20 protein-coding genes are annotated in these 23,377 nt (G+C 47.4%); all 20 read right to left on the reverse strand.

Annotation, left to right across the window (positions count from 1 at the left end; all coding sequences use genetic code 11):
* Window positions 1–318: 318 nt before the first annotated feature.
* On the reverse strand, window positions 319–1,365 hold the full coding sequence (locus tag AC0CW1_RS10340) for an IS3 family transposase (protein WP_488184134.1): 1,047 nt from the start codon (window positions 1,363–1,365) through the stop codon (window positions 319–321).
* Window positions 1,254–2,357: a helix-turn-helix domain-containing protein gene (locus AC0CW1_RS10345; RefSeq protein ID WP_488182974.1), complete on the reverse strand. Its 1,104-nt coding sequence runs from the start codon at window positions 2,355–2,357 to the stop codon at window positions 1,254–1,256. Before AC0CW1_RS10345 ends, AC0CW1_RS10340 begins: the two co-directional genes overlap by 112 nt.
* 243 nt (window positions 2,358–2,600) lie before the next feature.
* Complete coding sequence (locus AC0CW1_RS10350; RefSeq protein WP_488182975.1) at window positions 2,601–3,551, reverse strand: UDP-glucuronic acid decarboxylase family protein; 951 nt, start codon at window positions 3,549–3,551, stop codon at window positions 2,601–2,603.
* A 5-nt stretch (window positions 3,552–3,556) separates the two neighbouring features.
* The gene (locus AC0CW1_RS10355; RefSeq protein WP_488182976.1) at window positions 3,557–4,885 is read right to left on the reverse strand and encodes a UDP-glucose dehydrogenase family protein; all 1,329 of its coding nucleotides are present in this window, start codon (window positions 4,883–4,885) and stop codon (window positions 3,557–3,559) included.
* A 53-nt stretch (window positions 4,886–4,938) separates the two neighbouring features.
* Window positions 4,939–5,742 carry a glycosyltransferase gene (locus tag AC0CW1_RS10360; RefSeq protein WP_488182977.1) on the reverse strand — a complete coding sequence of 268 codons (804 nt, stop codon included), beginning with the start codon at window positions 5,740–5,742 and terminating at the stop codon, window positions 4,939–4,941.
* Window positions 5,727–7,175: a glycosyltransferase gene (locus AC0CW1_RS10365; RefSeq protein WP_488182978.1), complete on the reverse strand. Its 1,449-nt coding sequence runs from the start codon at window positions 7,173–7,175 to the stop codon at window positions 5,727–5,729. Before AC0CW1_RS10365 ends, AC0CW1_RS10360 begins: the two co-directional genes overlap by 16 nt.
* A 36-nt stretch (window positions 7,176–7,211) precedes the next feature.
* The gene (locus AC0CW1_RS10370) at window positions 7,212–9,698 is read right to left on the reverse strand and encodes a class I SAM-dependent methyltransferase (protein WP_488182979.1); all 2,487 of its coding nucleotides are present in this window, start codon (window positions 9,696–9,698) and stop codon (window positions 7,212–7,214) included.
* Window positions 9,699–9,710: 12 nt separating this feature from the next.
* On the reverse strand, window positions 9,711–11,108 hold the full coding sequence (locus AC0CW1_RS10375) for an ABC transporter ATP-binding protein (RefSeq protein ID WP_488182980.1): 1,398 nt from the start codon (window positions 11,106–11,108) through the stop codon (window positions 9,711–9,713).
* Complete coding sequence (locus AC0CW1_RS10380; RefSeq protein ID WP_488182981.1) at window positions 11,098–11,898, reverse strand: ABC transporter permease; 801 nt, start codon at window positions 11,896–11,898, stop codon at window positions 11,098–11,100. The genes AC0CW1_RS10375 and AC0CW1_RS10380 overlap by 11 nt, the downstream gene beginning before the upstream one ends.
* Before the next feature lie 26 nt (window positions 11,899–11,924).
* Window positions 11,925–12,422 (reverse strand): KdsC family phosphatase, encoded by a 498-nt coding sequence (locus AC0CW1_RS10385; RefSeq protein ID WP_488182982.1) that lies wholly within the window; start codon window positions 12,420–12,422, stop codon window positions 11,925–11,927.
* Complete coding sequence (kdsB, locus tag AC0CW1_RS10390) at window positions 12,419–13,180, reverse strand: 3-deoxy-manno-octulosonate cytidylyltransferase (RefSeq protein ID WP_488182983.1); 762 nt, start codon at window positions 13,178–13,180, stop codon at window positions 12,419–12,421. The genes AC0CW1_RS10385 and kdsB overlap by 4 nt, the downstream gene beginning before the upstream one ends.
* Window positions 13,177–14,181 (reverse strand): KpsF/GutQ family sugar-phosphate isomerase, encoded by a 1,005-nt coding sequence (locus tag AC0CW1_RS10395; RefSeq protein ID WP_488182984.1) that lies wholly within the window; start codon window positions 14,179–14,181, stop codon window positions 13,177–13,179. The genes kdsB and AC0CW1_RS10395 overlap by 4 nt, the downstream gene beginning before the upstream one ends.
* Window positions 14,171–14,953 carry a 3-deoxy-8-phosphooctulonate synthase gene (gene kdsA / locus AC0CW1_RS10400; protein WP_488182985.1) on the reverse strand — a complete coding sequence of 261 codons (783 nt, stop codon included), beginning with the start codon at window positions 14,951–14,953 and terminating at the stop codon, window positions 14,171–14,173. The genes AC0CW1_RS10395 and kdsA overlap by 11 nt, the downstream gene beginning before the upstream one ends.
* 48 nt (window positions 14,954–15,001) lie before the next feature.
* Window positions 15,002–17,071, reverse strand: a complete 2,070-nt coding sequence (locus AC0CW1_RS10405; protein WP_488184135.1) for a glycosyltransferase — start codon at window positions 17,069–17,071, stop codon at window positions 15,002–15,004.
* On the reverse strand, window positions 17,071–18,057 hold the full coding sequence (gene galE, locus AC0CW1_RS10410; RefSeq protein WP_488182986.1) for a UDP-glucose 4-epimerase GalE: 987 nt from the start codon (window positions 18,055–18,057) through the stop codon (window positions 17,071–17,073). The genes AC0CW1_RS10405 and galE overlap by 1 nt, the downstream gene beginning before the upstream one ends.
* A gap of 71 nt (window positions 18,058–18,128) precedes the next feature.
* Complete coding sequence (locus AC0CW1_RS10415) at window positions 18,129–18,671, reverse strand: winged helix-turn-helix domain-containing protein (RefSeq protein ID WP_488182987.1); 543 nt, start codon at window positions 18,669–18,671, stop codon at window positions 18,129–18,131.
* A 103-nt stretch (window positions 18,672–18,774) separates the two neighbouring features.
* On the reverse strand, window positions 18,775–20,064 hold the full coding sequence (locus AC0CW1_RS10420; protein WP_488182988.1) for a glycosyltransferase family 4 protein: 1,290 nt from the start codon (window positions 20,062–20,064) through the stop codon (window positions 18,775–18,777).
* A gap of 38 nt (window positions 20,065–20,102) precedes the next feature.
* On the reverse strand, window positions 20,103–21,344 hold the full coding sequence (locus AC0CW1_RS10425; RefSeq protein ID WP_488182989.1) for a sugar transferase: 1,242 nt from the start codon (window positions 21,342–21,344) through the stop codon (window positions 20,103–20,105).
* Window positions 21,345–21,589: 245 nt separating this feature from the next.
* Window positions 21,590–22,519 (reverse strand): stalk domain-containing protein, encoded by a 930-nt coding sequence (locus AC0CW1_RS10430; protein ID WP_488182990.1) that lies wholly within the window; start codon window positions 22,517–22,519, stop codon window positions 21,590–21,592.
* Between the two features lie 129 nt (window positions 22,520–22,648).
* The gene (locus tag AC0CW1_RS10435) at window positions 22,649–23,326 is read right to left on the reverse strand and encodes a tetratricopeptide repeat protein (protein WP_488182991.1); all 678 of its coding nucleotides are present in this window, start codon (window positions 23,324–23,326) and stop codon (window positions 22,649–22,651) included.
* Window positions 23,327–23,377 lie beyond the last annotated feature (51 nt).

Consider the following 23,377-nt stretch of genomic DNA (forward strand, 5'->3'; position numbering starts at 1 on the left):
CTGTCTTCCTTAACCCCGTCTCAAAAGATTCTCTCGGAATCCAACCCAATTCGCGGTTCAAACCCCTAATTCTAGAGCGTAGACCCCTTATTCGCTGTTTTTCGTAGAGTCTCACAAAATTAGAGATTGCGCTGTTTTCGGGACCGCCGTCACCACCTCTTGCAGGGTCCTATACAGACCAACGTCTATCAAGGGCAAGGGCTTCGCCACGCCTTCGGCGTCCCTTGACAGACGTCGGCCTGTATAGGGAACGTCAATTAGGCGGTCGACGTCGGGCTTTGCGCTTTGGCCTGCCTGGTCCACGGTGCGGTACCCATACTACAGTGTGACGACAAAGGCGGGTACGTTCCCATCCGCCAGCTGTCGACAAAACTCCGCAGGAGACATATCGTAGAGGCTGCCATGGATTCGCCTCTGGTTGTAAAAGTCAATGTATTCTCCGACCACCTGGTAGGCGTCTTGGTAGGATTCAAAGGCATGCTTGATGTAGCACTCACGTTCCAGGTTTGCATGAAACGATTCGATATGGGCGTTTTTGTTCGGCGTCTTAGGGGGAATCCGTTCGTGTTCCACCTGGTATTGTTCGCACGTTTCCTCAAACACACGGCTGATAAACTGCGGTCCATTGTCGGTTCGCACAATTGGCTTCGTTTCTTTTTCAAAGCAGTTTCGTTTCCACAACGCCCGTTTCAGCGTATTGGCTGCGTCAGCACCTTCGCAATTTAACCCAATGTGGTAATCTACAATCGAGCGATCATAGACATCGATGAGCGACATGAGATAGAAGAAGCGATCTTCACCGGCGATGTAGCCGTATTTGATGTCCATCTCCCAGAGTTCGTTGGAGGCGGTAATGGTTCGGTTGCGCGCCAGCCGGCGCGGATGTTTGGCCTTGGCCCGCCGTTGTGGCGATAGGATATCCAACTCTTTGCATAGCCGATAGGTTTTTTTGTGATTGATGACCAACTGATGCTGTTTCTGGAGGCAGATTCCCAGCTTTCGATATCCGTAGACGCTTTCTTCGCCAGCGATGAGTTCCATTAGGTATTCCTTAATTTGTTCATCGCTGATTCGCTTTCCGTCTTGTGTCCATGAATACCCTGGTTGCGGCCGTCCGCCATTGTATGTGCGCTCTTTCGGTTCTCTCTGTAGACGTTGGCGCCGAGCGTAGTAGGTGGCTTCGTGAATGCCGATGACACGCAAAACAAAGGCGGTGCTGGCTTCTTCCCGGACTATCCATTCATCGGCAACTTCTAGTTTTTCCGATAGCCCGGGTTCTTCTTTTTTATCAAGTCCTGCAATATTTGAATTTCTAAAGCCTTTTCCCCAAGTAACTTTTTGAGCGCGATGTTTTCCGATTCCAATTGCTTAAATTCTTGTGCGGATGGCACATACGGAGCAATTTGCTTTGCATCCGCCGGTGCTTCTTGGAAGCCCTTATGTTGCGATTCTCGAATCCAGTAATACAGTCGTTTCGGATCGATCCCATGTCGGCGGGCCACTTGTGTTGCATTTCCCACTTCCATGGCTTCTTTTTTCGAGAGCAACGGTTGAAAGAAATCCTCCATCAATGTCCGGTTGAACCGTTCCGCCGATCCGTTGGTCCAAGGATGCTTCACCTTCGTGTACGCCGGCTTGATCCCATGGGTTCGCAATGCGTCACGGAACAACCCCTGGAACTCCGTCCCGTTATCGCTCAACACTCGCTCTATCCGAAGCCGTTGCATGATGGGAGAAGCCAGTACCTGTTCCAACGCCTCTGTGGTTGCGCAGGAGTCCTTCTCCAGGCTCAACCGGCACCATCCATAGGAGGATGCAATATCGATGAACACGGTAGATATCACGCGGCCAACTCCCTGAATCCGGCCGATGGTTTTCGTATCCGTTCCGATGACAGAGCCGGGATGGTCGGCCTGGACATGGCGTGTTTTGCTCAGTTCCTTATCCGTAGGTTCTTGGGTATATTGACCAATGGCATGGCTCTTTTCAACCCACGCCTGCCGTTTTCTTATTTTGGGAATTCCATTTCGATGAAAGCAATCTTGCACAGCGCTATGGCTCACCGATATGCCTTGGAGCCTCAATTCATGAGCGAGCCGTTGGCAACCCCAGGACGGGTGATTAAATGCATAGACCATGATCATCGCCTCTATCGACTTTTCGATTCGCGGTGGGCGTGACTGGGCTTTATCGAAAAGTCCCTGAATTCCATGCTTGCGGTAGCCATTCAACTTTTTATAAAAGGTCGGTCGAGAACATCCCAAATACCGAGCTGCTTCCGTGACAGTCCATTGCTTGTGGATTACCTTTTGGCAGGCGCTTAAAACCAGCTTAATCTGGGCAGACTGTGGTTGCATACAAAACCCTTCTTCCTTCGGTTGTTTTTTGGACAAACCAAGTGTTGGAAGAATCGCGGGTTTCTATGCACCCCGGTGGCTCAGGCTACCGGGTTTTTTCTTCCCCAGAACCTAGCCGAGTGTAAACACCTGAAGGCGATAATTCAATTTAGGTGTTTTTATTTCCAATGTAAACATGTCTGTATTGCTTTTGTTGTTCATTTTTTTATTACACCCCTATTCTGCAAACTAATAATTATTTACTTAATAAAGTTCAAGAGCATCGCGAAAGTATTCTATAGTCCTTTTCAAACCCTCATTTAAAGAAGTCTTAGGGTACCAATCAAGCGCATTCACAGCTATCTGAATATCCGGTTTCCGCTGCAGCGGATCGTCTATGGGAAGTGGTTTGTACTGTATATGAAGTTCTTTATTAACCATACTAATAATTTTCTGAGCAAGATCTTTAATAGTGAACTCTTCTGGATTTCCAATATTAACAGGTCCCGTAAAATCATCAGCGGAATTCATCATTCGGATCATACCTTCTATGAGATCATCGACATAACAAAATGATCTGGTTTGCATACCATCCCCATAAACGGTCAGGTTTTTATTCTGCAACGCCTGCACGATAAAGTTGCTGACTACCCTGCCATCATTGGGATGCATTCGTGGACCATAAGTATTAAATATACGAACCACTTTAATCGCCACATTGTGTTGGCGATGATAATCAAAGAACAAGGTTTCGGCGGCTCGCTTTCCTTCGTCATAACAGGCCCTCGGGCCAACGGGGTTGACATTCCCCCGATAGCTTTCTGTTTGCGGATGAACCACTGGGTCGCCGTATACCTCACTCGTCGAAGCTTGTAGTATTTTAGCATTTATGCGTTTTGCTAAACCCAACATATTATAAGCGCCAAGCACACTGGTCTTTAACGTTTTTATTGGGTTATTTTGATAATGAACAGGCGAAGCAGGACATGCCAAATTATAAATTTCATCAACCTCAACATTAATAGGGTTTATTATGTCATGTCGTATAAGTTCAAGCCGAGTGTTCTTTAGTAAATGGGAAATGTTGTCTTTTGAGCCTGTGTAAAAGTTGTCCAAACATAATACTTCATGGCCTTCTAGAAGCAGTCTTTCGCAAAGATGGGATCCCAAAAAACCTGCGCCACCGGTGACCAAAATACGTTTTTTAGTATGCATTTTTATTAATTCCTTCCAATACCGTAGTACTCAAATCCGATTTTTCGGAGTATCTTTGAATCATACTGGTTACGTCCATCGTATATTACTGGGGTCTTCATCAGCCTGGCCATACGTTCAAAATCCGGTCTTCGATAACTATTCCATTCAGTAACCAGCAACAACGCATCGACATCAATTACTGCATCATAGTAATTTTGGACATACGTAATGCCTTCTTCACCCAAAATTTTTTTCGCGTCGGGTACCGCCACCGGATCATGGGCGAAAATCTTAGCGCCTCGTCTTCTGAGTTCGGAAATTATGTCGAGTGAGGGAGCTTCACGCATATCATCCGTTTGAGGCTTGAAAGATAATCCCCAGATACCAAAGGTATACTTGGTGAGATCTTCTCCATATTTAGTGACAACCATATCCACTAATCGTCTCTTTTGTCTACGATTGACGGTTTCTACTGCCTCCAAAATGTAGGGTGTAATCCCGTGTTCATTGGCGGTTCGGATCAACGCTTGGACATCTTTCGGAAAGCAGGAACCGCCGTACCCGATTCCGGCGTATAGAAAGGACATTCCAATCCTCGAATCACTGCCAATTCCTAACCGGACCTGTTCGATATCGGCACCAGTTGCCTCACAAACCTTCGCAATCTCATTCATAAAACTAATTCGGTTGGCTAACATACTATTCGCCGCATATTTGGTCAATTCCGCAGATGGAATATCCATGAAAAGTACAGGGTGTCCGTTTCTTAGAAAAGGACTATAGAGTTCCTTCATTAATTCAGCAGTTCGAACATTGTCGGTTCCCACAACAATTCGGTCCGGTTTCATGAAGTCATTGATAGCAGAACCTTCTTTTAAGAATTCAGGGTTTGATACTACATCAAATTCGACATCTTTCTCGGTATTACCTCTATTGAAAAGCACTGTTTGAATGGTATCTTTTACCTTGTAGGCCGTTCCCACCGGCACCGTTGATTTATTCACGATGATTTTATATCCATTCATGTGTGCCGCAATGTTTTTCGCTACATTAAGAACTTGCGTAACATCTGCAGAGCCGTCTTCTCCTGGCGGAGTCCCTACTGCAATAAATATAATCAGGCTGGACTGTACTGCGGCAGACAAATCCGTTGAAAAAGATAATCGCCCTTCATCTTGATTCCGCTTAACCATTTCCTCTAAACCAGGTTCATAGATAGGAACGGTTCCTCCTTTTAACATCCCAACCTTTTTTTCATCAATATCAATGCATGCGACACAATGACCCATTTCTGCAAAACATGTCCCTGTTACTAAACCTACATAACCTGTTCCAACAACACAGATATTCAAGAGTTGAATCCTCCTTTTATATACTGCCAACTATTCTTTATACTATATTCGACCTATACTGTTGTAAGGATTCGTTTTAGTTTCCTTGCTATTGTTAGAATAGACTCACTTATATCCCGTTTCTTCGAAGACGTTCCTTTTTGTTTTACCAGATTTTCAAAGTAACATCTTGCATGCCAGATTTGATCGGATACTTTCTCCGTATATAAAAGCTGCATGTATAACGAGACCAATGGTTCTCCTAATCCCGCAGTTTCGACTCTTGAATTCGACTTGTCTTTCAACGTGACGAATTGCTCTTCGAAGTACCCTACCATTTTTTCGATTTGAAAGTTGTCCAAAATTCTTTCCCTTGCCCGGTTCCCCATCTCCTCAATTCGCCCTCTATCTTCAATCATTGAAACAAGGAGGTCAGTATAGGCAGCAATCTCTTTTTTTGAAAACACATCTTGCCCAAAGTCATTCTTTTCATCAGCCATCAGTGGAATCACGTAACCTGTTTCGGTAACAACAAGTTCCTTTTGTCCACCAACGTCAGCAGTAATCACCGGTGTTTTCATCGCCATGGATTCATACGTTGTCAACGCCAACCCTTCCTTAATCGAGCAGATTAAAGTCAAGTCAGCATCTCGATAATAAGGACGGACGTCGGTGACTGCTCCACAGAAAACCAGGTGCTTATCTAATCCTAAATCTTTTACCTTAACACGCATCCGCTCTTCCTCTGGGCCGTCACCGATTACCCATAAGGAAAAACCTTTATTCCTTTCTTGTAACTGTTTTGCAATATCGATCATTAAAAACGGCCGTTTTTGCTGATGTAGGCGACAAGGGAACAAAATTACTGGTGTCTCCATTCCAACGCCAAGTTTATTCCGGATTTCGCCATATTCAAATACGTCAGGGTTAAAAAATTCATCGCATCAATGTTCGTATATACAACATCTACCTGTTCTGGCTGACGGCCGTATTCATTAATCATTGTGCTTTTTAGGCTCTGGCTCGATACATAGGTTTTATCAAGAAAGTTTTTCACGTTAGACGATAGCCTGGGATAGCCTCCGTTCTTCCAATACTTTTCTTCCATGTGAATAAAATCAATAGCAACAAAAGTTCGTGGCGTGTTTTCTTTTAACCAAGGTAAACAGTAGTAGCCAAATTCACTATTCGAGATAAAAAGTACATCGACCTTTTCCTCGACAAGTTTAGTGGAGATGAAATCCGGCCAATGCTCAACAGGCAAGAAATTCGGTAAATGAAAAATCCCTTCCGCATGGCTTTGGAACCTGGAATGCCATAGATTTTCTGAGGGGATGGTGGTGCATATCAAACAGCGATATCTGTTCTTATCGATACGTTCTAGCAAGTCAAGATTAAACTTATCTGCACCACCCATGCTTAACCAAGGAAATACAAACAATATGGTAATTCTTTTATCAAAATTGTATGGTCTTATATCATACTCGAGTTTTAACGGTGTTTTAGATCCCAAGAATTTATATGATTCCATTTCGATAGCTTGAAAGCCGCTGTCTCGAATATCCGCAGCCAACTCCTGCACCTTATCAAACGCCACTTTCTTTCTTTCTCTGTCTTTTTCAAGCGATCTTAGCATAGAACTCTGACGGCGACGATACCAAAAACCGTAACTCCTAATATGGACAGGGTATTTTCTGTGCTTTGCTAAAGTTAGCCAAAAATGCCAGTCCTCATAGCCATGCTTTAGAGACTCGTCATAACCACCCACTTCAGACCATACATCCCTTTTTATCATAGCCGTAGCCACGAGAAAGTTCTCCTCTTTGAGATTCTGTAGCAGGAATGGCTTGCGCCAGATGTATTCATGGTCACCAAATCCTACAGAGTCCGTATAGGCCCAAGCGGCTTCAGGGTAAACTTGTAAGGCCCGCCAACATTCTTCTAAATACGTAGGTTCAATAAGGTCATCTGCATCGAGAGGAACAACATAATTCGTATTAGCTTCTAAAAAGCCTCTGTTTCTCGCACTGGAAAGACCGCCGTTCTCCTTGCGGATGACGCGAATTCTCTCGTCTTGTAGAGCCAACTGTTGCAAGCATTCCTTAGACTCCGTTAAGGTCGAACCGTCATCAATGATTAGCCATTCAAAGTCCCGCAATGTTTGCGCAAACAACGTTTGGGCGGTTTGATCTATGAATTCGTGGGCATTGTAGAAAGGAGTAATCACCGTAACCCTTGGTTTTACCTTCTGTTTCATCCTAAATATTTTTACACAACGCTTATTGGGTGGAGACAAAAAATCAAAATCCATTTTGGAACCCCCAACATAACAAGATTCATATCAACGTTATTCTTCAGTATACCGTATTCCGTTTTCAACAAGTTTTTGCTCAAGCCACTTTTTCCCCGTTAAAAGCTGCTCGTTCCATTCTCTCAATTCAGATATGACTTCTTCCCGCTTGGCAATTTCTCGATTTGACTCTTGTAATTTTTTTTCGAGCCATTCCTTTCCTGAATGTAGCTGTTGGTTCCAAAGGTTTATCTCTTCAATAACCTTTTCTTTTTCTTGTAACAGCCCAACAAGTTCGTCATACTTTTTCTCAAGCCACTTTTTCCCCGACTCCAAACTGTCAATCCATTTTTTTAGTTCGTTTACTTGATTTTCCATTTCTCCTGTCTTTTTTTCCCACATTTCGGCACGCTGTTCCAACCACTTGTTTCCCTTATTTAGGTTAGAACAATATTTGTTGAGTTCAACCAACTGACTTTTAAGCCACTTTTTTTGATACTGTTCCGAAAACGAGTATATATTCTCCAATGCGCTATCCCGAACAAGCTTGTTATTCGCCGTGAGCGAGAGAGCATACGCTGCCTGACTGGCAATGTCCAATACCTGACTCGCTTCTTTGAGTCCGAAGGTGAGTGGTTCATCAATGTCGCCCCACCAATTCTCCCATGGAACACTAAATGCTCGCGTGGCCTCCTGGATAGATCGTTTCCACCAATCTCTCGCCTCTATCTTCTTTCCAGAAACGAGCAGTAGATTGCCGATATACAATGCAGCTCCAGCCGATTTCGTAGCGAGAGGAGGGGAAAAACGTAAAAAGTCCTTCTCTAAACATAGCTGAAAGGTTTCAATAGCTTTATTCTGCTTTCCTAGTTTAAGGTAGAGCAACCCCAGCAGATAAGCGCAAGAAATGTTCCAGCGAGCTTTCATCGGACTATCGGGAATCTTTGCTACATATGCCTCAAGTCGTTCGAGCCAATGGATGATTTCATTTCGGTCGAAGTATTTTTTATCCAAAAAACGGTAACCTACGACACACAGCAACGCCCCTTCATCTGCACTTCCCGGACTGACCTTAGCCTCTATTTTTCTGGCCAAATTCTCAATCAATTGTATCGAATTAGCCCGCAGGCCCGGGGTAACGAAAGCGTGTTGGATCCACGGGTATTCATAGGCTGTTCCGTAATGATGGGGATGGTTCCCCGAATATTCGTCTTTATTCCAAAGTACAGACTCTCGATAATGTGGTGTTTTGACAACAGGGTTCTTCATGGCGACTATAATCCACCATTCGGCTTCTTCCGTGGGCTTATCCCCCACGACCTCAAACCATCTTCTCGGCTCAGTTGTGAGCTTCATTCCTCCACCAGCGATTTGTCCAAAAACTTGTTCTATGAAAAAAAATTTCTCGACCAGGTTTCTTATTTTCGGATAATCAAAGACATGAAGGTGGTGTGGGTTCGGATCATCGCCATTTTCATCCATCCACTGATTCGGGACCGATAGGATGATACGCCCACCGGGGCGCAGAAGACTCTGAGCCCGTTGGAGGAACTTCTCCGGATTTTGGAGATGCTCGACCGTTTCCATCGATACAACAACATCCAACGTCGATGATTCGATCAGATCCAGCGCCTGCGCATCACCCAATTGAAAAGATACCCCTGGGCGTGAGGAAGCATAATTGGCGACGGCGTAATCAATCGCTGATTTCGAGTTATCTATGCCGATGACTGCTTTCGCTTGCGAGGCATCCCATAGGATCGCTGCGCCGTATCCCATACCACAGGCGACGTCTAAAACAGTGTCGTGCGCCCGGACATACCGGGATGCCATGACATACCTTTGGATATGCGCATCTGAACGGCGACCCGTTTCCCGGAGCATATCCATGTGCAAATCCCGCTCGCGCACCAACCAATCCAAAGGAAATTCCCGTTTTGTTATCAGTGGAATCTTTTCAAATACCAACAGTATGTCTTGGCTCTCCGACTCCAACGGTTCATAGCCAATTTGCTTTAACAACATGGGGTGTTTTCGAAATCCAGCGCAGAAGAACTGCCGTTCCCACCATCCCCGATTTGCCAGTGTCAACTGTCCAAAAATATTATCGTCCTTGGTAATGGAAACGATGCAGAAGACGTACCGCTGGCAAACCCGGTAGAGTTCCGCCAGCGCCTCTGCCATATCTTCAGCATGCAGGTGTTCCAGCACATTGATGACCGAAATCGTCGAAATGCTTTCAGCAGCAAAAGGGATTTTTAAAAGCGAACCAACCTGAAACCGCTCGGGAATCATCGTGCGATTGAACTCTATCACCTGGCTGGATACGTCAATTCCCAGCGCGTCAATGCCACGATGCAACAACTCCCGTACCAGTAACCCCTTCCCACAACCAACATCAAGGACGTTGCCCGTTCCACACAATTTTATAATCGTCGTTGCCTGGTTTTCCGCAGCTTTCGATTCTAATTCCACTTTCATGTTTATTGTTCTCCAGTGTTCATCATAAAGGGGCCCATAATCATACCGCTGTACCTCTTTCAAACTGAGCCCTCCTTATAACACAAACGCTTTTTTCAAGGTCTTATCATTCGTCTGATCGAGTACTGTTGCTTTCATGGAAATGTCACATACTCCGCCAAAAAAGTATTCCTGCTGATGTTGACTAACCTGAAAAAAGGCGGCTTCATCGATCCAATGCAACATCCGCTGTTCCCGGTAAAAACGATCATTCTCTTGGGTAACGCACGCTTGGATCTCATAAAGATCTACACCAAGTTTACAATCAAATCTAAACTCTGTCAGCAGATACGCGCTTCCTGGTATCTCCTCTTCCCAGAATGTCTTTCCACCCGTCCGACCACTCCAGATAGAAATATCCTGATTTAAGGTTCCCCACGAATAGATTTTGAGACCTTGTTTATTGCGTATTCGAAGACCGATGTTCAAGTTTTTCATGGGAATTCGGGTCCTGCAGGCAACCTGAATACGGACTTCATCGCCAGGAAAAAAAAGTTTGCAGGGTTTCCCGCTGCTGTCCAGTACCCAGACATCCGTAATATAGGCGTCTTGATCTCCAAAGTCCTGGTTTTTCTTCGAAACTCCTGCACCTTCCTTCGAGTTCTCTGCTGCACCTGTATCCGAAGGCAAAGTCGTTTCCCTATGGCTTTCCGCTGTCGCTGGGGCACCCAATAACCGCTGAAAGTACGCCGATTCTTCCCGATGCATACGGCGACGGTACTCCAATGTAACCGCCGCCGACCCCCCCTCCATCGCCATTTCCCCGCCGTCGATCAGGATTGCTCTAGACGTCAAAGTACGCACCAACTCAATATCGTGAGTCACAAAAAGAAGCGTTGTGCCTCGTTCTACCAGTGTTTTCATGCGAGAAAAACAGCGTTTTTGAAACAACAAGTCCCCAACGGCAAGGGCCTCATCAATGATCAAAACGTCCGGGTCGATACAGGCTTGTACCGCAAAAGCTAGTCGCACGACCATCCCGCTCGAGTATGTTTTGACCGGTTGATTGATGAATTGACCGATGTCGGCAAAGGAAGCAATCTCATCAAAGCGGTTTTCCATCTCTTTTCGGGAGATACCAAGAATACTGCCATTGAGAAAAATGTTTTCCCGCCCGGTATACTCTGGATTAAACCCGCTGCCCAGTTCCAATAAGGCTGCCACTCGCCCATTTACATAAACCTCCCCCCTCGTCGGGGCTAAGGTACCGGCAATGATCTGCAGGAGAGTGCTTTTTCCAGAACCGTTGCGCCCGATGATGCCCAAAGATTCCCCCTTATTTACCCGGAAGGATACATCCCGCAATGCCCAAAACTCCTGGTAGAACGCTTTTTTGCCTCTCCAGAGCATCTGTTTTAAACGGTCTTGCGGTTGTTCGTATATTTGATAGCATTTGCTCACATTCTTCACACTGATAACGGCTTCAGATGACATCGTTAAAACCCTTTCTCGTTTTCATGAACCACCAGTAGCCGAACTGCAAAAGAATCAAAGAAATCCCTAAATGAATTCCCCATATTCCCCAATCCGGCTCAAGCCCCCACACCACAACCCTCCGAGCATTTTCTACCAGGGCAGTCAGTGGATTGGCGTAGAGCATAAAACGAATATTTTCCGGTACAGCAGATATCGGATAAAAAATAGGGGTCAAAAAATACAATGCTTGAACGACCAATGCAATGGAGTGTCCAATGTCTCGCAAGTACACACCGAGAGAAGCTAGAAAATACGAGAGACCTAAGGAAACAAACAGGAGTGGAAGTATAATGATCGGCAACAATAGCACCGTAATAGGCAACTGATTGAGCAGCAGGAGTTCCCCACCCAAAAGTATCATTATTCCGATGAAAAAGGAAATCAATGAACCGCCAAGCAAACTGACGGGTAAAATCTCTAACGGGAAAACGACCTTTTTTACGTAGTTGGGATTATTTACAATGATGGATGGCGCCCTTGTCACACTTTCGCTAAATACTCCGAAAACCAACATCCCACAAAACAAGGTAATCGCGAATTCCTGAGTGCTCGCAGTAATTGCATAGTCCCATTTCGCTTTAAATACACTGCCAAAGACAAACGTATAGATGGATAGCATGATCAATGGCGTTACGGCAAACCAGACGACACCTAGATAAGAACCCTTATACTTATCTAGAACCTCTCTTCGGATAAATTGGCTCAGCAATTCCCGGTGCTTAAGAATTCCTTGAAATAGCATGACCATGCTCCACTGGCTATCCCTTCCTCGACTCACCTTTTCTTCACTTCCAGTATCAAATCTATCGCTTCCCGCACAGCGCCACAACCACCGTTACGTGATAAAACATAGGAGACAACTGATTTTAAATCGTCGTGGGCGTCAGCTACGGCAAAGGATAACCCCACATGGCGGCATACACCGATGTCATTCACATCATCGCCGATAAAGGCGATTTCTTCATGAGTATACCCTCGGTCTGCCGCAAATTGTCTGAGAAACGACCATTTATCCGCAACCGGTTGGTAGAGTTTTACCAATAGTTCATCTGCTCGTGCCTGACTGGCTTTCGATTCGCGTCCCGACATCCATAGGACCTCAATCCCCGCAATACTCGCTAACCGAATCCCCATGCCGTCTTTGATATCAAACCGTTTATATTCCGTTTCCTTTTCAGAGATAAGTATTTTTCCATCCGTCAATGTGCCGTCTACATCGATAGCAAGCAATTTTACAAAAGGACATTTATTAACAATCCCATCCTGAGTCATTTTACACTTCCTTCTGAAATCACTTTTTGTGTAATCGCCCGTTTCCTGGCCTCCGCCAAATCGGCTGGCGTATCGACGCCGAAACTGTCTTCTTCTGTCGTCAACACTTGAATCGGAATATCATTTTCCAACCAGCGCAGTTGTTCCAAAGATTCGAGTCGTTCCACGCTTCCCCGCTGAAGCGACGAAAAACGATTGAGCGCAGTCCGGCTATAGATATAAAGACCAAGATGCTTTTGGATCGTATTCTCTTTATACCCGTCTCGCGAAAAAGGAATCGGGCTTCGGGAAAAGTACAATGCGCGACCTGATTGTGATAGGACAACTTTGACAACGTCCGGGTCAAGCCAAGTTCTTTTATCACATTTTCGCGATGCGACAGTACCGACAGGATAGTCGTATCTTACACCATGAATCCACTCTAGCACCTGATCAAGCAGTTTAATCGAGATAAAAGGTTCGTCCCCCTGGATGTTAATGTAGTAGTCAACGGGGTATTTGTCGGCTACTTCGGCGCAACGGTCTGTACCAGAAGGGTGATGGGAGGATGTCGTTTCCACCTGCGCGCCGAAGGCGAGACAGTGTTCCTTGATCTCCTCGGAATCTGTTGCGATCAGGACCTCAGGAATCCGAGACTGTTGAACCCGCTCCCAGACACGCTGGATCATACTCTTCCCGCCGATATCGGCAAGCGCCTTTCGCGCTAACCTGTTCGATTGCAATCGAACAGGTATGATCGCCATCACCTGTTTACTCATGTCGTAATCCCCGCTTCAACCAGCCGATGCATATGAATGCATCCGAATAAGACCCCATCCTCAGTAACCGGCAAAAAGGTGATCTTCTTTTCCTCCATAATCTTAATCGCCTCAATGGCCAGTTCGTTCGGGGCGATCTGATGAGGATTGCTGTTCATAACATCCCCCACGCGCAAGTCCCAAATATCTCGAAACCGAACGGTCAAGCGGCGAACATCTCCATCGGTCATAACCCCAGTTACGGTTGGCTTTCTTTGCTCGCCAGCCTTTACAACAACAACGGCGCCCTGTCCTTTAGCCGACATGACAAGCAACGCCTGCCCGACTGTGTCATTCACCCCGATAATCGGGATATCGTCTCCCTTTCTCATCAGGTCGCTTACGGTGCAGAGCAATCGCCTGCCGATGGCGCCTGAAGGATGAAGTCTCGCAAAGTCAGCCGATTTGAAGTTCCTCGCCCTGGCGCAAGCCAGAGCGACGGCATCACCCATGACCATCAACGCTGATACGGACGAGGTAGGAACCATGGCAAGATTTTCAATGATAGCATTCGGGACGGGCAATACAATCGGATGATCCACCCACTCGCTTGTCCGAGACCGCTCTCTACAGGTGAAGAGTATCGTCGGAACGTTTAAACGTCGAAGAGCCGGCATCACAGACACGATTTCATCCGATTCGCCGCTTTCCGAAATAATCAGAACCACATCATCGGCGGTGATCATGCCTAAATCGCCATGCCCAGCCTCACTGGGATGAACGAAAAAACTAGGCGTTCCCGTGCTGGCCATCGTTGCGGCGATTTTCCTAGCGATAAGCCCCGTTTTGCCGATACCCATCAAGATGACGCGGCCCCGGCAATGAAGCATCGTAGATATGACATCCTCAATGGGACCGCTGAATCGTTCAGCGCAGTCGAGCAGGTGTCTACCTTCTTCTATGAAAAACAAACGGATCAGTTCGCGACTATCTTGCGATGGCCAGCTAGATTTAATGGTCATTGATAGCTCCTCTTATTTTTACCACCCTGTGCAGGACACTTTCCAGTTGATCCAGCGGCAACATATTGTCTCCGTCACAAAGCGCCTTTTCCGGGCAGGGGTGCACCTCCATAAACAAGCCGTCTATCCCCCAAGCGACGGCAGCCCGTATCAGAGGTAACACAAACTCCTTCTGCCCCGCCGACGCGTTGCCCCGTCCCCCGGGCAATTGGACGCTGTGGGTGGCGTCAAAAATCACGCGATCTGCCCATTCCTTCATTATCGAGAGAGAACGGAAGTCAACGACCAGATTGTTATAACCAAAGGTGCTGCCTCGTTCCGTTGCCCATACTTCTCTTGCTCCGGCTTGTCTTGCCTTTTGTAGAGCATGTTCCATATCCCAAGGCGCCAAATACTGTCCTTTTTTGATATTGACAATTCGCTTTGTCCTACCCGCCTCAACAAGCAGGTCTGTCTGGCGACACAGTAGCGCAGGGATTTGAATCACATCGGCCACTTCTGCGACAGGCTCCACCTGATCGACCTCATGAACGTCTGTCGTAATCGAGACCCCATAGGTTTTTTTGAGACGCAAAAGTTCCCTCAAGCCCTCCTGCAGACCCGGACCCCGGAAACTAGCGATGCTGGAACGATTGGCTTTATCATAAGATGCTTTGAAAATGAACGAAAAGCCAAATCCCTTGGCTAATTCAAATGTTTTCTTAACTACCTCATCGAGTTCAGTGTCGCCAATTACACAGGGGCCTGCAATGAGCGTCAAATCACGATTCAACGATAGCTCTTCCCTTCTGTCCGTAAATTGGCTCAACAAATGAATCGCCTAACTGAGCCTATTGTATATTTTTGTTAATAGGAACGCGAATCTGCCCCCAACATCTTCTGTTTGCAGCGCAATTCGCAAAAACTCGGGCGCCAACCGGGAGGTTTTTCCGCGACCGGTTACTTGAAGTATCGCGTGCATACGCTCGATCATCTCTTCGAGTCGAAAATATCTCTCAATTCGGGAACGGCAGGCATCCTTTCGCCTGTCTAATTCATCCCGATTCTCAATTAATGAGACCAGTGCCGCCGCATACTGTTCAATTTCATTTTCCGCATGGGCAAACAAAAACCCACATTCGGGTGTAACCAACTCCGCTTGTCCACCTACTGCGGCGGCGACTGGAACGGTGCGTGTCGCCATTGCCTCAAAAAGCGCCAACGAGATGCCTTCCATATGAGATGGCAATAGGAAAACATCAGCCGCCATATAGTAGTCCCGTATGGCAGCGACGGACACTTCCCCGAGAAAGCGACAGCAGCTTTCCAATTCGTTCTTTTTGGCATATCTCTTAACAGAGGGCAATAACGGTCCGTCACCGGCTAACACAAATAGAAAGGGCCGGGTTGTTCTCTTTTTTAATTCGTGAATGATCCGGATCGCCAGGTCAGGCCGTTTCTGTTCCACGATTCTTCCTGCCATAAAAATCATGACTTGCTCGTCAGTGACTCCCATGGCATCGCGAATCTTTCTCCGTTGCTCTCCGTCTTCATTCCACTGCGCTGGATCGATATTGGTGTAAACGACTTCGATCCGTTCAGGCTCCGCCTCTCTGTCGATCATCCACTGTTTCAAGTGTTCACTTGATACAACATTTCTTTCCAGGCATTCATCGATAGCCGCTGCCATGCGCGGATGACCGCCGCTGCGCCAATATTCCTCTTCCATGTGCGTATAAGAATAAATATCAATCTCAGGGTAGCGCAACTTAATCCATGGCGCCATTTGATAACCCAGATAACTATTTGAAATGATCACTTTTTCGATGTTTCGGGATTCGATAATATACTGGATGAACTGGGGATAATTGTGTACATGCTCCGTCAAATGAGGGAGGTGAAAGATATCGGAAGAAATTCGCGTAAACTCGGACAGCCAGCCGTGATTTGACGGAAGCGTTGTCACTAACGTGACTCGGTATCCATACCGACGAGTTAGCCCTGACAGCAGGTCAAGATTGAACTTGTCTGCTCCGCCCATACTGCACCACGGAAGCAGATAAAGAAGGTTTCTCTTTTCACCGTCGTGCGCTTTGCGATACTCCATTTCTTTGCTTGGATTTATTTCCTTTATTGATACATAAGCGTCTTGTCGTATCAAATGCCAACCAAATTCCTTTTGCAGCCAGTCGCGAATCTGGCGCCACTTTACGGGGTATTTTAATAAAACTTTACAATGATATCTGATGCGCTGCCATAGGGTAATACGGTTAACGCGGCTCTTGTCGCGCCTGCGATACCGGATGAGATATTCAGGAATGGTATATCCCTTGTACCCCTCCCGCAACAGCGTCAACCACAGTTCCCAATCCTCATGAATGACCGTGCCTGCTTCGGGGTACCCCCCACACTGTAAGAGCGCCTCCTTCCGAAACATGGCTGTGCACACGATGGGATTGTGAAAAACGAACATCCATTCTCTATGGAATGCGCCTTGAGAGAAATAATTCTTTTGTCCAAAATGGATCACCCATGAATTGACAAATGATATTTCCGGATGAACACGCAAGACCAAAAGCGCTTTTTCTAAAAAAGTAGGTTCAATCAAATCATCGGCGTCCAAGGTGACAATGAAGTCGCCTCGCGCCTCATGAATCCCGCCGTTGCGGGCAGCGGCCGGTCCTTTAGAAACAGGGAAACGAACGCATTGAACCCTGGAATCCACTTTGCATAGTTTTTCAATCACTTCCAGGTGTTCTGGGTCCGAACCGTCATCGATGATGATCCATTCCCACTGGCGATAACTCTGGTCTACTAATGATTGATAGGTGTCTTGAATAAAAAGACTATGGTTCTTATGCGCGGTGATCACCGAGACGGTGACTGCCGCAGAATGACTTGCCATATGCATCAACGGTGAACACTCCGGAGAAAGTTCCATGCATCCCGAACAATCACCTCTATTTCCGGATGCTTCGGAGACCAGCCCAACACCGATTGAGCCAATGACGCATCGCCAACCAACTGGGCAGGATCGCCGGCGCGCCGTTCTCCTTCTCGAACAGGGATCTCGAGCCCTGTCACACGCTCTGCCGCTTGAATTACTTCTTTTACGGAATAGCCCTGTCCATTGCCGAGGTTAAAGGCATTAAAACCTAAAGACAAATTATCCATCTGTTCTAACGCCAATACATGAGCGTCGGCCAAATCCGACACATGGATATAGTCGCGAATACACGTCCCATCGGACGTATCGTAGTCTGTGCCGAATACGGTGATGTGGGGTCGTTTCCCCATGGCTGCGTCGAGCACCAAGGGGATGAGATGGGTTTCCGGATCATGCATCTCCCCCAGTTCTCCATCCGGGTCAGCGCCGGCCGCATTGAAATACCGTAACGCGACAGAGCGTAGGCCATAGGCCCGTCCATAATCCTGCAGCATCTGTTCGACCATTCGTTTACTCCAACCGTAGGGGTTCACCGGTTCCTGTTGATGGCTCTCCGCGATAGGCACTACCTTCGGCGTTCCGTAAGTGGCGCAGGTAGACGAGAAGATCAACCTTTTTACGTCATGGCGCAACAATACATCGAGAAGGGCAGCCGTCTTCACCACATTATTTTGATAGTACTTTGCCGGCGCCTGTACAGATTCGCCAACATAAGCGAAGGCGGCAAAATGCAATACCGCTTGCGGCCGATACTTCTCGAAGATCACCGACATCGCTTCACTATCGCAGATATCCGTCTCTTCGAGGGGCCCCCATTTTACAGCCCATTTATGCCCGTAAACAAGATTATCCACCGTAACAGGCAAAATTCCAGACGCCGAAAGACGCTTGCAGACATGGGAGCCGATATAGCCGGCTCCTCCTGTGACCAGTACCGTCGTTTTATCCATCCTATGTTTTCACATCCCTCTTTTTTTATCGGCGATAAAAGCAAGAAAAATGAAATGGATGTCCAATCTCCCTACTCTGCTTCCCAGAGCACAAGCCGATCCTCTTGCTCCCACGTCTTGCTTAACTGCTGGTATTCACCTACCGACAAGACTAGCGGTCGAATCCGGCGATGAATTCGGCTTTCCGTCCTTTCCGTCAATACAATGAGTTGACGTAAAAACACTTGGTCCACGTCTCCCACAATGATGATATCAATGATACCTGTATCCTGTCCCTTGGCGTAATCGCCAATGAGCAGCGCCAATTGAACATTGCCCAGGCGATCCAACACCGTTTCCACCAGTTTGTCAATGCCGAGCGATTTGCGAACGATATTCGAAATATCGGGAAAGAGGGGATGATTCGTATTCGCTCGATACAGAATCTTACGCCCTTGCTTTTCCTGGGTGAGCAAACGCGCATCCATCATTCGTTTCAATTCCACTCTAACCGCGTTGGTAGACTCGCCAAAGTCACTGGCGAGTTGACGTAAGTGGGCAACATGGCTTGGATTGGTAAAAAAGCGCAATAACAGTTGGAGTCTTGTTTTTGAGGTGATGAGGCTATCTAGCATGATAACACTCCATATGGACGTGTAATTTTTTTACTCATTAAAAAGTATACCTTCGTTCAGCCTATCCGTCAATAATGTCCCATATGCCTATTTTAAGCAAAAGCTATTGGTTCACAATTCTTCCGGCAAACTTTGGAACCTGGGGTGCGTCGAAGAGACTGCAATAAAAATTCACGTGATCACTGATCATCTTTTCAACAGAAAAAAGCTCTTCAAAGCGCGCGCGAGAAGCGACACTGTACCTGCGCCTTCTTTCGGGATTGTAGAGCAATTCCCGCAATACAAGCCACAGCGCGTCTGGATCCCTAGTCTCAGAGACAACGCCAGTCTCCCACGGGAGGATCTGTTCACCGATTCCGCCGACGTCCACGGAGAGAACCGGCAATCCTGCTTTCATCGCTTCTAGGACTACGATAGGTAAACCCTCCCAGCGCGAGGTCAATAAGAATACTGTTGCTTGTCTAAGAATGGGTATAATGTCTTTTTGTTCCCCCAGCAGAGTGACCCACTCCGTTAAGTTTCTTACCCTGATTTCCTTTTCCATTTCTTCATACAAAGGGCCCGCGCCCACCCAAAAAAAACGAACCGAACGATACTCTACATGGGCGCTTTCAATTGCGCATCTTTCCACGACATCTAAAAACAACCACGGATCTTTTTGTTCCGCTACGCGACCGACCGTAACAACGCAAAATTCCTTTTCTTCCAATAATCGCATAATGCTGTTTGAGACTTCATTTTTGCCTTCATCTACCAAAGGGAGCCCATTGTAAATAACTTCAACTTTAGGTTCCTGAAGCGTTTTGACAGACTTCGACGCCGAGAAAATATTGTCGGCAATCCCCTGTTGGAAGTCCCGTTTCGAAACACAGACAATGGCGTCCGTAATCCGCGCCAACCACTTCTCGATCGCGATGAAACAGCGCTTCTTTATCCCTGTAACACCATAATAACTCCAACCGTGGACGGTAAAAACCTTCAGAGGCACACCGGCAATGAAGGCGACGACTCGTCCTAGAAAGCCTGCCTTTGAACTATGGCAGTGAATGATATGAGGGCGAACATTTCGAATCAATTGCCACAGTTCCCATAAGGCCAATACGTCTTTTACGGGATGAATCTCTCGCTGCATATGCTTCATGGGGATAATCTTCACTTTAGGGCAGCTTTTTCTAACCCAATCGATCAAAGCTCCCCCGGCTCCACACGCGAGAATCACTTCATATTCTCTTTCGGTGGCACCGTTGGTCTGACAATTTGTGGACAAACCTCGAACCAACTCGAAGACAACCTTCTGGGCGCCACCGGTTTCGGAAAGTGTTATCAATTGAAGGATTCTTCGTTTATCTTGTTTTTGCTGATTTGAAATGCCGAAGACGTTGCCATTTATCACAAAAATTCACTGCCTTACTGCGTAGTCTAGTGAATCGGTTACATGGCCTTATCCCGTTGCATAACTACTTTAATCGTTTTAATCAGCAGGATGATATCGCTGACCGGCCCTCTTCTTTTGGAATAAAACAAATCATAAATCAGCTTTTCCTCTGCATTAGATGAGTATCTTCCATAAATCTGGGCCATCCCCGTGATACCGGGGGGAATCAGGTGCCGAAGATGGTATTCGGGTATTTCCCTCCCAAATTCTTGCACAAAATGGGGGCGCTCCGGCCGTGGCCCAACAAGGCTCATATCCCCCAAAATCACATTGAAGATCTGTGGGAGTTCATCCAGTCGCCAGTACCGCAGATAAGCCCCCACCCGAGTGAGTCGAGGATCGTTTTCCGTGGCCAATGCCGGCCCGGTGTGCCGCTCCGCATCGGGGATCATCGTGCGGAACTTATAGATGCGAAAGAGGCGCCCCCGCATCGTCACCCTTTCCTGTGTATAGAAGACAGGGGCACCGGAATCGAGCCATACGGCCGCCGCGATCAGCGCCATCAAGGGAAGACAAATCGGCAACGCCACAAGGGCAATCACTAGGTCGAAGAGCCGTTTGACCACATCGGTAAACTGCGTCTGGCCGACGCCTGGGGTCACTTCACTGTAGATGCGGCCATCTCGGGAAATCAGATTCCCGCCATGCAACAGGATGTCCGTAGGCGTCACTTCAACCCGCAGGGTTCTGCAGTGCTTGACAGACTCGATGATCGCCTGCTTGCGCAAGTTCATGTCCATGAAATCCTGAATAACGATCGTGTCGATGCCGACATTCATCTCATCCAATTTTCCCTCTGCATACTCATCCTGGGATACAAAGCAAACGCCCGGTTTTCCCCGGTCCAGACGGTGATAGGCCCACCGGGAGAGGTAGAAGTAGATGATGAGCAGGAATCCAAACAACAGCATGACGCTGCGGGGAAAGGCAAAGAAGCGAAGAAAAAAGCTGGCGCCACCGCTGATGACAACCGTCAGCCCTGCCGCGATCACGGCGGAAAGGAAGATATTATATCGTGAGAAACTACCCTCCGTATGATAGAGATCCATCAACAAGGCGGAAGAAACAACGGCGATACAAATCCATGGAAAGGTTCCCATGATCGCTTCAAAGTTTTCCGGCCTCAGCGATTCGGGAAACATCAATTCCGCCGCCATCCAAAGCAGCAAGCACGTGGTAACCAGGTCAACGAGGATAAGCAGGAATGCGCTTTTCCGAGGCTGAAGGATCGACCACATCTTTTAATCCACCTGTCGGTTTATATCTAACAAGGAAAAATTCTGTAGGACGGGCTGCTTTTCCTGCTTTCTCGTTCAAGTTTTGCTGGGAGAATTACCGGCGACTCACAAATCCGTCAGGTCTTTACCTTTTCAACCTGCTCGATTGATTCCACGCCCAATAATAGAAAACCCCTTAGCTTTGCGTCGAGAAGGCCCGTCCTCCAACAGCAACACCAAGGGGTTCTCAAAGTTCTTCTTCGCTATCAGTAATTCTGTATATACACCGTCTTAGTCACGCCATCCCATGCCACCTTCACGCCAAATGCTTCCGAGATTAAACGCAACGGAACATAGGTCGTGCCATTGACGATCTCTGGCGCGACGATAGCGCTTTGATCCGAGACAATGAGCGGCTTCTTATTTTTCATCACGTCCGTTTTTCCAACCCAGAGTTGGACAGTATCCAAGCCCCGGACCAGATCGATGCGCTGTTCACTGCCGGTCCAGTTCAAATCGGCCTTCAACCGCTCTGCCACAAGCCGCAACGGCACCATGGTACGCCCCTCTTTGACGTACGGCGCCGGATTGGCATTCAGCAGTTCATAATCGACAGCAATGCGAATGGAGTCACCTGCCAACGTGCTCAGGGCATCCCCACGCTGTAACCACAGCAGTGCATATACGCCGGAGGCATGGCCTGTCTCGGCTTCAATCGCCCCATAGCGACCATCCCAAAAAACGCGAGACGGGAGCAGTTCCCACGCTTTATCCGCTTCGTTCCAAAAACCGACACTAAAGCGGTTCACAGGCAATTGCGTCTGCATCTGACTCGCTCGCTTGTGATCGACGTCGCTGATGTGAAAAATGACACGCATCGGCTTATCCAAGGAGGGCACATAATTTCCACCAGAACTGCTGAAGCTGGCTTTCACCACCCGTGTCACATAATAGCGTTCATCTGGCACGAGTTTGCTCACATCGACAGGCTCAAGGTCGACCTTTCCACTGGCTTTGAAAGTATTCGCTGACAGCTCAAAACGCAGGTCAAGCGCCTCTTCTTTGCAAACCGCCCCATTTTTCCCGATCGTATGTACGGCTGCATCGGCGGTGACAGGCGCTAACCACGAAGACATGACGATCGCTGCTGTGAGCCCCAGCAACATAACCCTGCTTTTCCCCTGAATGCCCTTCAAATCAAGCCCTCCAATCCCGTTATTATCAATAATCATATTTAATCTTCAACAGAAAAAAACCTGCTTTCAAAAACTGCTTCCGAAAAAAAGTCCACAATCGCCCAACCGTTCGTCCAATGGTTTACCTACTTAATTCAGTTGCTCTACCTTCTGCTGAGCACCTTTATCCCCTTGAGCTGCTGCTTTCTCGTACCATGCCCGCGCCTGATCAAGTTTTTTCTCCGTGCCAACGCCATTTTCATACATCAGCGCCAGCGCGATCTGCCCGTCTTTATTTCCCTTCTCGGCAGCCAGTTGCATCCACTTAAACGCTTCTTTGGCGTCTTGGGGAACACCGACACCATTAAGATAGGCATACCCGAGATGGTATTGCCCCTTATCATAGCCTTGTTCCGCCGCTTTCCGAAACCACTTGACTGCTTCTTGACCGTTCGGCGGCAGGCCATTCCCGGTAAAGTAGAGGACACCCAGGTTATTTTGCGCTTTTGCATCGCCTTGTTCCGCTGCTTGTAGGAGCCATTTCAACCCCTCATCGGTATTTTTGGCCGCGCCGTCTCCGCTTATCAAGACCGTACCCAACTTGTATTGCGCTGCGGTGTCGCCTTTTTGCGCTTCATTTCGCAATTCTTCCACGTTCACCGGCGCCTTTTCTGCCGTTTCTTGACCAGCGGGGTTTGCCTGCCCTCCGGCGGCGGTTGGCGATTGCCCGGATGGCTGATCAACCGTGTCAGTTTTGAAAAAACCACATCCTGTCAATGCAAGGGACAGTGAAATGGCCAGGCCGAAAGCAATGGCTTTCTTAAACAACTTTCCAATACCTCCAAAAAAGAATGACTCTTGGTGAATATCTTATCACAA

It is taken from the genome of Heliomicrobium sulfidophilum (assembly GCF_057715735.1).